Origin of the sequence: Flavobacterium sp. NRK F10, assembly GCF_024054235.1 — a bacterium.
Classification (GTDB): domain Bacteria; phylum Bacteroidota; class Bacteroidia; order Flavobacteriales; family Flavobacteriaceae; genus Flavobacterium; species Flavobacterium sediminis.
This window is the reverse complement of sequence record NZ_JAMXLC010000001.1, coordinates 3341423-3357470: the sequence shown is the minus strand read 5'-3', so window position 1 is coordinate 3357470 and position 16048 is coordinate 3341423. Positions and strand designations below refer to the sequence as shown.

At 34.7% G+C, this 16048-nt stretch carries 14 protein-coding genes; all 14 read left to right on the top strand.

Features of this window, described 5'->3' with window-relative positions:
* Positions 1 to 35: 35 nt before the first annotated feature.
* The 14 genes from NHF50_RS15380 (at position 36) to NHF50_RS15315 (ending at position 16002) form a co-directional block, all read left to right on the top strand.
* Positions 36 to 656: an L-threonylcarbamoyladenylate synthase gene (locus NHF50_RS15380; protein WP_252777271.1), complete on the top strand. Its 621-nt coding sequence runs from the start codon at positions 36 to 38 to the stop codon at positions 654 to 656.
* A 24-nt stretch (positions 657 to 680) separates the two neighbouring features.
* Positions 681 to 1661 (top strand): phosphotransferase, encoded by a 981-nt coding sequence (locus tag NHF50_RS15375; RefSeq protein WP_252777270.1) that lies wholly within the window; start codon positions 681 to 683, stop codon positions 1659 to 1661.
* 253 nt (positions 1662 to 1914) lie between these two features.
* The gene (locus tag NHF50_RS15370; protein ID WP_109570477.1) at positions 1915 to 2286 is read left to right on the top strand and encodes a DUF2147 domain-containing protein; all 372 of its coding nucleotides are present in this window, start codon (positions 1915 to 1917) and stop codon (positions 2284 to 2286) included.
* A 4-nt stretch (positions 2287 to 2290) separates the two neighbouring features.
* Positions 2291 to 3610: a TolC family protein gene (locus tag NHF50_RS15365; protein WP_252777269.1), complete on the top strand. Its 1320-nt coding sequence runs from the start codon at positions 2291 to 2293 to the stop codon at positions 3608 to 3610.
* 4 nt (positions 3611 to 3614) lie between these two features.
* Positions 3615 to 4700 (top strand): efflux RND transporter periplasmic adaptor subunit, encoded by a 1086-nt coding sequence (locus NHF50_RS15360; RefSeq protein ID WP_252777268.1) that lies wholly within the window; start codon positions 3615 to 3617, stop codon positions 4698 to 4700.
* A 2-nt stretch (positions 4701 to 4702) separates the two neighbouring features.
* Positions 4703 to 5944, top strand: a complete 1242-nt coding sequence (locus NHF50_RS15355) for an FtsX-like permease family protein (protein WP_252777267.1) — start codon at positions 4703 to 4705, stop codon at positions 5942 to 5944.
* Positions 5945 to 5956: 12 nt separating this feature from the next.
* Complete coding sequence (locus NHF50_RS15350) at positions 5957 to 6631, top strand: ABC transporter ATP-binding protein (RefSeq protein ID WP_252777265.1); 675 nt, start codon at positions 5957 to 5959, stop codon at positions 6629 to 6631.
* Between the two features lie 11 nt (positions 6632 to 6642).
* Positions 6643 to 7530, top strand: a complete 888-nt coding sequence (locus NHF50_RS15345; RefSeq protein WP_252777263.1) for a DUF6268 family outer membrane beta-barrel protein — start codon at positions 6643 to 6645, stop codon at positions 7528 to 7530.
* A 14-nt stretch (positions 7531 to 7544) separates the two neighbouring features.
* Positions 7545 to 8525, top strand: coding sequence for a sensor histidine kinase (locus NHF50_RS15340; protein ID WP_252777262.1), 981 nt, complete (start codon positions 7545 to 7547; stop codon positions 8523 to 8525).
* Positions 8522 to 9271, top strand: a complete 750-nt coding sequence (locus tag NHF50_RS15335; protein ID WP_252777261.1) for a LytTR family DNA-binding domain-containing protein — start codon at positions 8522 to 8524, stop codon at positions 9269 to 9271. Before NHF50_RS15340 ends, NHF50_RS15335 begins: the two co-directional genes overlap by 4 nt.
* 417 nt (positions 9272 to 9688) lie before the next feature.
* Complete coding sequence (locus tag NHF50_RS15330; RefSeq protein WP_146193500.1) at positions 9689 to 10114, top strand: hypothetical protein; 426 nt, start codon at positions 9689 to 9691, stop codon at positions 10112 to 10114.
* 179 nt (positions 10115 to 10293) lie between these two features.
* Positions 10294 to 11385: an efflux RND transporter periplasmic adaptor subunit gene (locus tag NHF50_RS15325; RefSeq protein WP_218925804.1), complete on the top strand. Its 1092-nt coding sequence runs from the start codon at positions 10294 to 10296 to the stop codon at positions 11383 to 11385.
* A gap of 23 nt (positions 11386 to 11408) precedes the next feature.
* On the top strand, positions 11409 to 14573 hold the full coding sequence (locus NHF50_RS15320) for an efflux RND transporter permease subunit (protein ID WP_109570467.1): 3165 nt from the start codon (positions 11409 to 11411) through the stop codon (positions 14571 to 14573).
* Positions 14563 to 16002: a TolC family protein gene (locus NHF50_RS15315; RefSeq protein ID WP_109570466.1), complete on the top strand. Its 1440-nt coding sequence runs from the start codon at positions 14563 to 14565 to the stop codon at positions 16000 to 16002. Before NHF50_RS15320 ends, NHF50_RS15315 begins: the two co-directional genes overlap by 11 nt.
* The last annotated feature ends 46 nt before the right edge of the window (positions 16003 to 16048 follow it).

Here is a 16048-nt window from a genome sequence, read left to right as displayed (position 1 = left end):
ACAAAAAAACGGAAACAAAAGAAACAAAAATTAGTATGGCAGAGTTTATCAAAATATACGAAGACAAGCCCAGTGAAGCTGCTATTCAAAAAGTAGTAGATGTATTGCGCAGCGGAGGGTTGGTTATTTATCCTACAGATACAGTCTATGGTTTGGGATGCGATATTACAAATTCCAAAGCTTTAGAGCGTATTGCTAAGATAAAAGGGGTAAAGTTGGAAAAAGCTAATTTTTCCTTTGTATGTAGTGATCTGAGTAATATTTCCGATTACATTAAGCAAATAGACACTTCTACATTTAAAATTCTGAAAAGAGCTTTACCCGGACCTTATACTTTTATTTTGCCGGGGAATAATGATTTGCCTAAAGAATTCAGAAAAAAGAAAACTGTCGGGATTCGTGTACCAGATAATAATATTGCCATACAAATTGTAAAAATGCTGGGAAACCCTATTGTTTCAACTTCTATTTATGACGAAGATGAGGTATTGGAATACTCAACAGATCCCGAACTGATCTTTGAAAAATGGCAGAACAAAGTCGATATGGTAATTGACGGTGGTTACGGAGATAATGTAGCGTCGACAATCATTGATCTGTCAGGTTATGAACCGGAAGTGATCCGCGAGGGAAAAGGAAGTTTAGATATTTTTTAATTACGTATAATTATCAAAAACAAAATGACCTCTTTTCCGGTAATAGCTTCAACCTTATCAGAAGTAGCATTAGAAAAATTTATAAAGGAAAAATACCATCTAACAAAAAATCTTCATTGTAAATTATTTAGAACAGGAGTAAATCACACCTATTTTATTTCGGATAACGAAATTCAATTTGTTTTTAGGGTGTATTGCTATGAATGGCGAACTAAAATTGAAATAGAAGAAGAATTAAAACTTCTAAATCTTCTCAAAGACAATTCACTCCCAATTTCCTATCCCATTTCAGATATAAATGGAAACTTCATTCAAGAAATTAATGCTCCTGAAGGAATTCGGTATGCAGTACTTTTTTCATTTGCTAAAGGTGAAAAAATGATGTTTATGACGAATGAAACTTGCTTTGCCATTGGTGCTACAATTGGTAAAATACACAATGTTACAGCTGATGAAAAAATAGATAGAGTAAACTATACTTCAGATGTTCTTTTAAATAAACCGTATGATCTATTGAGTTCTTTTTTTTCTGAAGAATTAAGTGAAATGAAATATATCAAGCAAATTTCCAAGCAAATTAAAGAAAGTAATTTGTTTGCAAGTCAAAAAGGAATTGTTCATCTTGATATTTGGTATGATAATTTAAGTGTAAATAAGGATAATCAAATTACTATTTTCGACTTTGATAATTGTGGAAACGGTTATTTAATTTTAGATATCGGTTATTTTTGTAAACAGCTATTTTTCATTGAGTCAGACAAGAACGAATATGAGATGAAAGTTAAAAGTTTTTTAAATGGATACAAAAAAGAAAGAAATTTATCAGATGAAGAACTAACATTAATTCCAGAAGCAGGAGCATCTATTTTTATATTTTATCTTGGTGTTCAAGCACAAAGATTTGATTGGTCCAATATATTTTTTACAGAAAATTATCTAAAGATGTTCGTTGGCAGAATCCAAAATTGGATGGATTATTATGAAGCAAAAAACAGCAATGTTTAATGCTCTTTAATTATGGATTTAGCTAAAATTCATGATGTCAGATTTTATTTCACTTCCGATGCCATTGGGCAAACCTTTTAAAGCGGTAATCAAGTTTTCGATAGTATTACTTGTTTCTTCTGTAGATTCATAAATATCAAATTTAAATTCTCTTTAAAATTAGGCCGCTTCAGGCTACAAAATGTTCATTTCACGCCATTACAAAATAAGTACTTGAAAATACTGATGCAACTTTGTGTCATTCAAAAAAGAAATGATGTACAAAGTAATTTTAGTTCTGACTGTTTTCGCTTTTTCTTTAGTCGGAAAGGCACAAACAGCAGATCCATTAAAAGGCAAATGGATCAATGAAGAAAAAAACCGCATTTTAGAATTTGTTAAGACAGATTCCGGTTATGAAGCCGTTATCGTAAAAGCAGAAGAGCAGTCTTTAATAGGTAAAAAACAAATAACCGGTCTTAGGTTAGAAGAGACTGATTCTTATAAAGACGGCGTTTTATATATTTTTCAAAAGAACAGAACAGCATCTTGTTCTGTTAAAATTTTAGACTCTGATGCTATAGAGTTAAAGGCTACTATTGGAATATTTTCCCGAAAACAAAAATGGACCAGATACAATGGTTGATACAATGGAAAATATTCTTAAAAGTATTGCAGTCTTGTTTTTGCTTTGTATTACTTCGGAAACTAAAGCTCAGGTTAATTTTAGTTCGTTAGAAGAAGTGTTGCGCTATGCTGACGAACATGAAATTTCGATACGTTCCGCAGGTTTACAGGAAAAGATCTATACCTCTGAATCCAGAAAGTCAAAAATGGCATTATTACCTTCAGTAAATGCTCAGGCCGGATACAATGATAATATTACTTTACAACCTACTTTAGTACCTTCTGATTTTCTGAATCCTTCTGCTTCATCCGGAACATATCAGGAATTTACTTTCGGTAGAAAATATGTCTATACTACAGGATTTACAGCAAATTGGGATATTCTGGATTTTCAGAAGTGGTTTGCAGTTAAAACGGCAAAAAGGCAACAGGAAAAAGGAAGTATACAGCGAATGTATACACGGTATTCTGTTTATAATTTGTTAGCCAATACATATTACAGTATTCTGTTGTCTGAAAAATCATTAGAAATTCAATCTCAGAATTACCTGATCATGCAACGTATTTATAAAAATGCCGAAAATAAATACAAGGCTGGTATCATTTCGGAAGAAGTATTGAACAGGGCTCATATACAATTACTGCAGGTAAAAAATAACAAAGAAGCTGTTTCACATTCTTTGCAGGAATTGTACAATGATTTGCAGTCACAATTAGGAATAGAGGATGCTCTGAATATAACGGAAGAGTTAACGTATTTCGGTCAGGATAATGATATCGAAGGAAGTTTTACGGAACATCCGGAAGTTGTATTGCAACAAGCTGAATTAAAAATAACGTCTTCAAAATTGCAAGAAGCTAGAGCGGCACAGTTTCCATCATTAAGCATTGGTTACCAATACAATTACAGCTGGGCAACAGATAGTTTTATGGAGTTTCAAAATGCCAATGAGCTTCCGCAACAGATCTTAGGACTAAAATTAACTGTTCCCATTCTGAATGGTAGTACAGTACACGAGCAGATCCGCCAAATGAAGATTTCACAGGAGCAACAAAAAATTACGTTGGAAGATCAAAAGCTGAAATCCGGTAAAGAAGATGAAAATCTGATCTTAGCTTTCAATAGTTCAAAGGAAGAGTTAGAAAACAGGGAAGAAATCGTATCACTTCAAAGTACCAATGACCGCCATACAGATAATCAATACGAAAGCGGGATCATAAGTCTGGAAGAACGATTGGATAGATTTCAGAATCTGTTGAATGTGCAGAATGATTACCTGCAAAGTTTCGGTAATTACTGTTTGAACTATTACAAATTATACATACGAAACCTAAACTACTAATACTATGTCTTGGAATTATAAATATATGATTTTGTTATCTGTTGTTTTATTGATTGCCTGTAACAGAGATAAGAAAGTGTCTCCTGTTCGAAAAAGCATTCAGGAAGCTGTTTTTGCCAGTGGTGCCTTATCACAGGAAAACGAATTTTATCTGGCAGCGGGTTATGACGGAGTACTCAAAAATGTAAACTATAAAGAAGGTGAGTCCATACAAGGGAATGCGGTGTTTGCCACAATAGAGCATAATGTTCAGAGGAATCAATTGGAAGAGGCTCAGCTTAATTATAAAGACGCACAGTTTAATTCGTCTGCTCAATCGTTACAGTTAAAACAATTGAATGCACAGATAGAGCAGGCAAAAGCACAAGAAGCATTAGATTATAAAAATTATTTGCGATATAAAGAATTACGGGAACAAAATTCGGTTTCGGCATTAGACTTTGAAAAAGCTGAGTTACAGTATAAAACCTCATCAGAGCAATTGCAATTGCTTCAGAGTCAATATCTGGATATGGAAAAAACGCTGCGTCTTGCAAAAGAAAAAAGTTTATCACAACTCAACTCCCAAAAAAAGATATATGACGATTATTTTGTGAAATCGGATAAACCGGGAATCGTACTGAATGTATATAAAAAAGAAGGAGAACTAGTAAAAAGAGGAGAAATAATAGCTAAGATCGGTAGTGGTTCTTATTTAGCCAAACTATTTATAGCAGAAGATGATATTGTTAAGATCAGGAACGGACAACGGGCAGCAATACAGCTCAATACTTATCCGGATGAGCTATTTGAAGGACACATTACTAAGATTTGGCCCGCGTTTGATGAAACCGAACAATCGTATGTAGTAGAAGCCCGTTTTGAGCAAATGCCCAAAGAGATATTTTCAGGAACCCAATTACAAGCTAATATTGAATTGGAAGTGCATCAAAATGTGATGGTTATCCCGATAAAAGCCTTAATAAAGGGTAAATATGTAAAGTTAGAGAACGGTGAAGAAATAGAAGTTCAAACCGGATATAAGAATGAGGAATGGATAGAAATAAAATCAGGTTTAAAAGATAATGATGTGCTAATTGAAATGCCATAACTATGAACTATACCAATTATAAAATATCATGGGTACACCTGACCTCCAGAATCCGTCAGCTCATTGTAGCCGTATTGAGCGTTACGTTCGGAATTTCCATGTATATTTTCATGAACAGTTTCATGAATGGTGTAAATGATGCCCAAACAGAGATCACCTTTACGTCAATGTCTCATATAAAAGTGTATAATGATCTGCCCCAAAAAAGCCCACTCTTTTTGCCCCATTCAATGATGAGTGATACACTGATTATGCTGAGCAATCCTAAGCGGATCAACTATACCGAAGGTATACGAAACGTTCAGGAAGTTTCAGACATTTTGATGAGAGATAAAGACGTAAAGGCTGTTTCGGCTCAATTAAGTGAAAATGTATTCTTCAGAAATGGCGTAACCAAGGTAAATGGTGTTTTATATGGCGTCAATGTAGAAGATGATGACAGGCTTTTCCATACAGCGCAGTATCTTACAGAAGGCGATCTATTTCAGTTAACCAAAAGAACGGACGGAATTGTATTAGGTACCGGTTTAGCAGATAAGATCAGTGCAAAATTAGAGGATAATATTTCATTGACGACCTCAGAAGGTGTGACCAGAATTTTTAAAGTGGTCGGATTGATTGAAACCGGAAATGCAGGTGTAGATAAAACTAAGGCTATAATCTCCATTCTTTCTGCCCGACAACTTTTATCTAAGAACAGAAGTTATGCTACTGAAATTTTAGCTAATGTTTCAGATTATAACACAGCACCGGAAATAGCACAACGCATACAGCCTTTTACAGATTATAAGGTGGAGCCTTGGCAGGAAGGCAACAGCCAGTTAGAATCAGCGAATGTACTGCGCGATATTTTAGCAGTGGTCGTTTCTTTGACTATACTAATCGTAGCCGGCTTCGGAATATACAATATTATGAACATGACCGTAAACGAAAAAATGAGAGAAATAGCCATTCTCAAAGCTATGGGATTTGGCGGCAATGATATAGTCAATATCTTCTTAACACAATCTTTAATTATCGGTATGTTAGGAGGCTGTGTAGGGTTATTTTTGGGTTATTTAATCTCTGCAATTGTAGACCGCATTCCTTTTAAAATTGCGTCGTTGACCGACTTGCCCATAGCTTATATTCCAACCGATTATTTTATGGCTTTGTTCTTCGGGTTGATTATCACTTTTGTAGCCGGCTATCTTCCGGCGAGGAGAGCTTCAAAAATTGATCCGGTAGACATTTTAAGAGGATAAAACAACAGTATTATGGATTTTGCACTTTCAGCTAAAAATATCAATAAATTTTTTCATGAGCCACTTGATTTTCAAGTGCTTCAGAATATTTCTTTTGATGTAAAGAAAGGGGAGTTTGTTTCAATAATAGGAAAATCAGGTTCGGGAAAATCGACTCTTTTGTATCTGTTATCGACTATGGATACCGATTATACCGGAAAGATCAGTATAAACGGAGTGCCGGTAACCGGTTTAACACAAAACGAACTCGCTTCTTTTAGAAATCAGCATATTGGTTTTGTTTTTCAGTTTCATTATTTATTACCGGAATTTTCCGTATTAGATAATGTGATGTTACCTGCTCTGAAACTCAATAAACTCTCAAAAGAAGAAATAGAACATCGTGCCATGGAATTATTAACATTACTGGATATTAAAGGACACGAAACCAAACAAGCATCCAAAATATCAGGAGGACAACAACAACGGGTAGCCATTGCCAGAGCTCTGATTAATGAGCCTGCTATCATTATGGGTGATGAGCCTACCGGAAACTTAGACTCTAAAAATACCAAAATTGTTTTCGACATCTTTAGGCAATTGGCAAAAGAAAGAGGTCAAACCATTATCGCAGTGACACACGATGATGAGTTTGCCGCGAATTGCGATAGGATAATAGAACTAGTTGATGGTAAAATTTTAAGTTAATTTGAATTGAAGTGAATAGGTTAATTATTTTTGTAGTAGTACTAAGTTTCAGTTGTTCTCCTTTTTTAAGATCTCAGACTAAGGAATTTCCCTTAGCAGGGATATCATATCAATACGATAAGTTGAAGTATGAGGATATAGACGGTTATGTGACTTCATGGGATGCTTTTATCAATTATCCGATAAAAAAAGTAAACAAAAGTGTTTTTTTAGGAAAAATGCAGTTGATCGCCCGATCGTTTGTCGACTTAGAGGATTCATATAATCAGAAAGTTTATGGTTTGGAAAATAACTTCTTTTGGAATACAACGTTGGCTAATCAGGATAAATGGACCGTTTGGGGTCAGGCAGGTCTTTTTTCTGATTTTGTCGATATAAGCGAAAAAGATATCAGGTATTCAATAGGTTTTCACTATTTGGATTATTGGCATGATCGTTTAAAGACAGGGTACGGAATAGGATATAGCCGACAATTTTACGGTCATCAGATCAATCCTTTTTTATCGATTGATTACCGCATTAATCCGAAGTTGAAATTGACAGGAATGTTGCCTGTTCGTCCTAAATTAACGTATCAGATAACTGAAAACTGGAGTTGTAGCAATGAGTTTTACGGTAATGTAGATACTTTCAGGTTATCGGAAACGGAGTATGAAAACAGTTTTATTCGGATCAATAATTGGTATTACTTAAGCAAAATAGAATATTTGTTAAAAAAACACCATTTGTTTACAATAGGAGTCGGGTTTGATTTTGTCCATAACTTGAAGTTTTATAATGATTCTAATGCCGGTACTATAACTTTATTTACCTTTGATTTAAATGAAGCCGTAAAGCCTGTCAGTGAGTTGAAAACCAGAGGGTTTAAATTTCAGGTCAGTTATCGTTTTATATTGTAATAATTTTAAAAATTATGATAAAGACTCCTATAAACAGAATATTACCTTTTGCATTATCCTTTTTGTTACCGGTAATAAATTTAGTGAGCAATAAAGAAACCAATGATTCAATCGGAAGTTTCTATGATTATCTGGAACGTTGGTTTATAACCTCTGTCATATTAGTGGTTTTATGGTTTTTAATACGTTTTATTACTAAAAAAGGAAGTGTTTTCAATTGGAGCAAGATTGTAGTCTCTGTTTTAGTGCTTTTAGCATTTTTTTACACATTACTCTCTTATACAGTTTTTGTAGAACTCGGTCTCAAATGGAACATGATTATTAAATTTCTGTTTGCTACTACACTTTTTCTGGTCATTCAGTATGCATTATATGCAAATAAAAGTATTATGCGTTTAGAATTGGTAAACGAACAGATGAAGACAGAAAATTATAAAGTACAATTAGATGCTTTGCGCACAAAAGTGGATCCCCATTTTTTGTTTAACTCGTTGAATACTTTGAGAACTATGATCCGTAACAAGCATGAACATGCCGAACAATTTGTTTTAAGCTTATCTGATTTTTACAGACAAACACTAAAGTATAATGAGTGTACTGTAATTCCGTTACGAGACGAAGTTGAGGTTTTAAAGTCGTATCTTTTTTTAATGAAGAGCCGTAATGAAGATGCAGTGCAGATCACGATATCGATCGATGAAAATCGTTTGAAAGCTTTGATACCGACTTTGGCGTTACAAACGGTTGTCGAAAATTGTTTTAAACACAATTCCATGACGGCCAAAAAACCGATTTTTATTGCCATAACAACTGATGAAAATGATACGTTAAAAGTGATAAACAATTTACAACCGAAACTGGAAGTAAAAGAGCAATCTGGTTTTGGCTTAGCCGATCTGGTAAAACGCTATGAGCTATTGGGAGTAAAAGATGGTGTAATTGTTGAACAAACGGATGAATTTTTTGAAGTAATATTAAAACTAATTACTGTATGAATGTTTTAATTGTAGAGGATGAGAAGCACACAGCTCAGTTATTGAGAGAAATAATCAATAAGCACCCCGATTTTACTGTCGTTGATTCTTTGGAATCGGTAGAAGAGGCTGTAATTTATTTAAGCCAACACCAACAAGAACTGGAATTATTATTCTTTGATATTCAATTAGCAGATGGTCATAGTTTTGAAATATTTAAACATATTGACGTTGTAGTTCCGGTAATATTTTGTACGGCTTATGATGAATATAGTTTACAAGCTATAAAAAATAACGGTATCGATTATATATTAAAGCCTTTTAAAGAAGAAGAAATAGAAAAAGCGTTGTTGAAGTACAAGAGTCTTAGAAATACAATAAAAGCAAAGCCCGTTCCGGTTACAATACAACAAGAAACGGGATCACTTCAGCAATCTTTTTTAAGTCAGTACAGAGAAAAATCTATAATTATAAAAATTAAAGACATTGCTTTGTTTGCCATCGAATTTGAAACAACCTATATGTACTGTTTTGACGGAAAAAAATATCCGTTATACAAAACATTAGATTATGTATCATCAGTTTGTGATGATCAGTTGTTTTTTAGGGTGAACCGGCAGATCGTCTTAAATCGTAATGCCGTTACAGCCTTTGAACCTTATTTTAATCGAAAAATACTGGTCCACACCAAGGTACAATTCGACCAAAAAATTATTGTAAGTCGTTTAAAAGTAACAGAATTTAAAAAATGGTTGCAAAGCGGGTGATGACCGTTTTTGTTATTTTATTGTAAATAAAATATTGTAATTTGGTAATAAGAAAATGTCCAATAAATGATCTTAGATTCTGAATTCTTTAGTTTTTAATTCAGGTAAGGAAGCATAATAAGTGTAAATAATTGAAATATTTAAAGATTATTCCTTCTTTTCTGTTTAATTGTTTTGCTAAAATTAATATTTTACTAAAATAATTAAGTGATGTTGAAAAAAGCTTTTGTATTAAATTATTCGTAATATTTTAACTTTTAAAAGTAGTTTTATTGTGGTATTCCTATTAGTTTTAACGAAATTATTGAGAATGATTTGTTAATTTTTGAATGCTAAGCTATAAAATTGTGTCATTTAACTATATTTTAAGACCAAGCTCTTGTTTGAAATTACAACTTTACATAATTTTGTTGCGAAATGAGAGAGACTTTTAAAAAATATTTCTTACTATTATGTTTCATCCTTTTGGGTGGGTATGCTCACATGTCTTCCCATACCGTTAAGGAAGTTGCAAACTGTTCTCCTGAGATTATAGCTCAGAGTCTGAGATTAGAAGATAGTGTCTCTTTTCAAACTGATGAAACTTCCGGTAACAAGTTTTCTTTAACAGCTAAAGAAAAGGAACAGGAAAAAATAGAAATAGCCGAAAACGAAATTGAAGAAGAAGAGATACTTCATGTAAAGAAATATCTTGACTATAATAATTATTTCGGGTTGTTTTGTACAAAAGTTCTGGATCCTTATTGCTACTCAAGCGACAAAAGCTTATCTATAGGGAAGTCTTCATTTTTTTATTCCTCTTTAGAATCACTCTATATCGTATTTCGGGTATTTAGACTGTGATTTGATTTTTTTTTCAGGTGTTTACGATCTTACATTTTACGCCTGAAACTTCTTGCTTATTATTTATTGTACAAAAAGGATATCTGTATCATTTTTTAATGAACTGATTTTTATCCCCTTTGTACCTTTCTTATTAAATTATCTAAGAAAACCATATCGTTAAAAACCCAAAAGTTATGTTGAAGAGAATTCTCATGTTAATGAGTTTGTCAGTTGTATTGATTAATACAAGTTGTCATTCTGATAAAAAAGATAAAGGGGAACATACCAAGTTCCTGGTAACCAGTCCTGCAATTGCAGACACCATTATCAATAAAAATTATGTGTGTCAGATACGTTCAATAAGTCACATTGAACTTAGAGCACAAGAAAAAGGTTATTTGCAAAACATCTATGTAGATGAAGGGCAACATGTTAAAAAAGGACAGTTGTTGTTTAAGATTATGCCTAATTTATACGAGGCAGATGTTCAAAGAGCTCAGGCTGAATTGAAATATACTGAGATTGAATATCAGAATACTAAAAAATTAGCTGATAATGACGTTGTAGCTCCCAATGAGTTAGCAATGGCAAAAGCTAAATATGAAAAAGCAAAAGCAGAACTTCAATTAATGCAGGTTCACCTACAGTTTACAGACATCAGAGCACCGTTTGATGGGATCATTGACCGTTTTCATGTTCGATTAGGAAGTTTAGTTGATGAAGGTGAACTATTAACAGAGCTATCTGATAATAGTAAAATGTGGGTCTATTTTAATGTTCCAGAAGCTGAGTATTTAGATTATATGACCCAAAATCAATTGAAAAAAGACAATAACTTATTACATGTAGGGCTTGAAATGGCTAACGGTAAAATGTTTGACCATGAAGGTGTTGTGGAAACAATTGAGGCTAATTTCAATAATGAAACCGGTAATATTGCTTTCCGTGCTACGTTCCCTAATCCTAATGGTTTATTGCGTTTCGGTGAAACAGGAAATGTAGTGATAACCACACCGATCAAAAATGCCATGTTGATTCCGCAAAAAGCCACTTATGAAGTATTAGACAAAAAATATGTTTATGTAATTACTAAAGATAACGTGGTTAAAGCAAGAGAAATTGATATAGAGGCTGAGATACCTCACTTATACGTGGTAAGATCAGGTCTTGAGAAAACTGATAAAATCTTGTTGGAAGGTCTCCGAATGGTTAAAGAAAATGAAAAGATTGAAACAAATTTCATGGATCCGAACAAGGTAATGAACAGTCTTGAACTATATGCCGAATAAAACCAGTATCTAAAAAAGAAAATATGTTTAGTAAAATCATACATAGACCGGTCTTTGCGATTGTAATTTCGGTCATAATAGTCTTTATAGGTACACTGGCAATTAAACAGTTACCTACATCACAATTCCCGGATATTGCACCGACAACCGTACAGGTTACCATTGCTTATCCCGGAGCAAGTGCCGACGTACTTGTAAAATCAAGTTTGATTACGTTAGAGAATGCCATAAACGGAGTACAAGGAATGCGTTATATAGCTGCCGATGCTACCAGTGCCGGTGAAGCAACAATTAATGTGATTTTTGAACCTGGGACAGATCCTAACGTTGCCGTTGTTTTGGTAAAAACAAGGGTAGATCAGGTAATGCCACTATTACCGGAATTGGTACAGAAAGAAGGGGTAGTGGTAATGCCCGTTCAGCCCAGTATGTTGATGTATGTCAACCTGTATAGTACCAATAAGAGTATGGATGAAAAATTCCTGTACAATTACGCAACGGTAAACATGATCCCTGAAATTAACAGGGTTCCCGGTATTGCACGTGCTAAAATATTAGGTAGCCGTAGATATGCTATGCGTGTTTGGTTAAATCCGGAGCGTATGAGAGCATACGATATTTCTGTTGAGGAAGTAATGAAAGCGCTTAGTGAGCAAAGTTTCATCGGGAGACCCGGAAGGATCGGTCAAAGTTCCGGTATAGCAGCTCAGTCGTTAGAGTATGTATTAACGTATCAAGGCCAATACAATACTCCGGAACAATATGAAAATATCATTGTAAAAGCGAATTCTGAAGGAGAAAGAGTTCATTTAAAGGACATTGCCAGTGTAGAATTAGGGAGTGAATTCTTCGATATTTATTCTAACTTAGACGGACATCCTTCAGCATCTATCGTGTTAAAGCAAAATTATGGTAGTAATGCCAGTGATGTAATTGAAAGTGTAAAATTGAAATTGGAGGAAATGAAGAAAAGTTTCCCTCCGGGAGTAGATTATAAAATTAGTTATGACGTATCACAATTCTTAGATGCTTCCATTGAACAGGTAATCCACACTTTACGTGATGCCTTTATCTTGGTAGCCTTGGTAGTATTTGTGTTCTTAGGAGACTGGCGTTCAACTTTGATCCCTATTTTAGCGGTTCCGGTATCACTTGTAGGAGCGTTTTTTGTGATTAAGCTTTTCGGATTGTCGATCAACTTAGTAACATTGTTTGCCCTTGTATTGGCTATCGGTATTGTGGTGGATGATGCCATTGTTGTGGTTGAGGCCGTCCATGCCAAGATGGAGGAAAAACATTTGTCACCATATAAAGCCGTGCGTGAAGTAATGGGTGAGATCAGTGGTGCTATTATCGCGATTACTTTAGTAATGGTATCCGTATTCATTCCTATTTCATTCATGACAGGTCCGGTAGGTACATTCTACCGTCAGTTCTCTATAACTATGGCCAGTTCAATTGTGATTTCGGCTTTAATTGCCTTAACGCTAACGCCGGTATTATCAGCAATGTTGTTGAAAAATAACCATGGAAAAGAAAAGAAACAAAACTGGTTCACCCGATTCATTGATAAATTCAATCAAGGTTTTGAAAAATTAACCGGGAAATATGTAGGTGTACTTAGAAAGATTGTGAGCAGAAGAACTGTAACCTGGGCGATCTTATTAATTTTCTGTGCGGGTATTTATGTTGAAAATCATTTCTTACCGGGCGGATTTATTCCAAGTGAAGATCAGGGAACTATTTATGCTATTATTCAAACACCACCGGGATCCACTTTGGAACGAACAAATGCGGTTTCAAGAAAATTACAAAAAATATGTGAGGAAATTGACGGAGTAGAATCGGTTTCATCATTAGCAGGTTATGAGATTATGACAGAAGGTAGGGGATCAAATGCCGGTACGTGTTTGATCAACCTTAAACCTTGGTCTCAAAGAGAGCATTCCGTAACGAAAATTATGGAAGAATTAGAAGAAGAGACCAAAGGGCTCGGAGCCGTTATCGAATTCTTTGAACCGCCTGCAATTCCGGGATTTGGTTCGTCAGGTGGTTTCTCTTTACGTTTATTAGATAAAAATACGACTACAGATTATCATGAATTCGATAAAATAAATAAAGAGTTCATGGAAAACTTAGGTAAGAGAAAAGAGCTGACCGGTATCTTTACGTTTTTTGCGGCCAACTATCCTCAATACGAATTGGTATTTGATAATCAGGCAGCTATGCAGAAAGGTGTTTCTTTAGGTAAAGCAATGGACAATCTTAATATCATGATCGGTAGTACCTATGAACAAGGATTTATTCGTTTCAACCAGTTCTTCAAAGTATATGTTCAGTCAGCACCGGAATTCAGAAGACTTCCATCTGATATATTGAATATGTATGTGAAAAATGAAGAAGGAGAAATGGTTCCTTATTCGTCTTTCATGAAATTGAAGAAGACACAAGGACCAAATGAGATTACCCGATTTAACTTGTACAATTCTGCTGCAATCAGAGGACTTCCGGCACCGGGTTACACTACTGCTGATGCTATTAAAGCGATCAAGGAAACAGCAGTAAAAACATTACCGCACGGATATGATATTGCATGGGAAGGTTTGTCGTATGATGAAGCACGTAGAGGAAATGAATCAGTTTATATCTTCTTAGTAGTATTAGTCTTCGTATACTTGGTATTAGCGGCACAATACGAAAGTTTTATTATTCCTTTAGCTGTAATTCTGTCTTTACCGGTAGGTATTTTCGGTTCTTTCTTTATGCTTAAAGCAATGGGATTAGCGAATGATATCTATGCGCAAGTAGGATTAATTATGTTGGTCGGATTACTCGGTAAAAATGCCGTGTTGATTGTAGAGTTTGCCGTCCAAAGGCGCCAACAAGGTGTTAGTATTTACGAAGCGGCAATTGAAGGAGCGCGTATGCGTTTCAGACCTATTTTGATGACCTCGTTTGCTTTTATCGCAGGTATGGTTCCTTTGGTATTTGCTTCAGGAGCAGGTGCGATCGGTAACCATACTATCGGTTCTTCTGCATTGGGTGGTATGTTTTTCGGAACGGTTTTCGGGGTAATAGTTATTCCGGGATTGTATTACATCTTCGGAAAATTAGCAGATGGTCGTAAGATCATCAAAAACGAAGAAGAAGGTCCTTTAACTGAAGAATTTTTTGAACATGAAGAATAAAATAAGAATATACAAATACGCAGGTATAACCTGCGTATTGTTAGCATTAGCGTCTTGTAAGTTACCCGGTAATATAACGCCAAGACAAGAAAACAATACTGTTCCGGAAGCTTATGCTGCTCTGGCACAGGATACTGTTAATTCGGGAAAATTACAGTGGAAGAACTATTTTACAGATCCGTATTTACAAGCTTTGATCGATACTGCATTGGTAAACAATCAGGAGCTAAACATTACGTTACAAGAAATAGAGATTTCCAGAAATGAAATCAGAGCACGTAAAGGTGAGTATTTACCGTTTATCGGTCTAAAAGGCGGAGCCGGATTTGAAAAAGCATCCCGATATACGAATATTGGTGCTATGGAGGCAACAACTGAAATTGAACCCGGTAAAGAGATGCCCGAGCCGCTTCAGGATTATATGGCAGGTGCATATGCAACTTGGGAAGTAGATATCTGGAACAAGCTACACAATGCTAAAAAAGCAGCGGTTAGCCGTTATTTGTCAACCGTTGAAGGAAAGAACTTTATGGTGACCAATCTGATCTCTGAAATAGCAGATTCTTATTATGAATTATTAGCTTTAGACAATCAGTTGGAAGTAGTAAATCAAAATATTACCATTCAGACCAAAGCTTTAGATATTGTTAAACTATTGAAACAGGCAGCCCGTTCTAATGAATTGGCAGTAAAAAGATTTCAGGCTCAGGTATTAAAGACCCAAGAAATGCAGTTTGAGATCAAACAGAAAATTGTGGAAACTGAAAACAGAATTAATTTCCTGATCGGTAGATTTCCACAACATGTTGATAGAAGTTCGGATAGTTTTGACAATTTGGTTCCTAATGTGGTACATGCAGGTTTGCCGTCTGATCTATTAGCTAATCGTCCGGATATTAAACAAGCCGAACTAGAATTGGCAGCAACAAAACTCGACGTGAAATCAGCTAAGGCATTATTTTATCCTTCATTAGGTATTTCAGCAGGAATAGGATATAAAGCATTTAATCCGAGTTATCTGGTAAAACCTGAATCTTTAATGTATTCATTAGCAGGTGATTTAGTTGCTCCTTTAATTAACCGAAATGCTATTAAAGCAACATATTTCAATGCTAATTCAAAACAAATTCAGGCGGTATATGACTATGAGAGAACAATTCTTAAGGCTTACATTGAAGTTTCTAACCAAATGTCAAAAATTCAGAATTTGGAGAGTAGTTACAACTTGAAAACTCAGGAAGTAGATGCTTTAACACAGTCAATTACGATTTCCAATGACCTGTTTAAATCAGCCAGAGCTGATTATATGGAAGTTTTGTTAACGCAAAGAGATGCTTTGGAAGCTAAATTTGACCTGATTGAAATAAAAATGCAGCAAATGAATGCTATGGTTACTATTTACAGAGCCCTTGGTGGTGGATGGAATTAATCGATTTTAAATAATAGCTATTAACCTTTATTTTAAAAGCCATTTT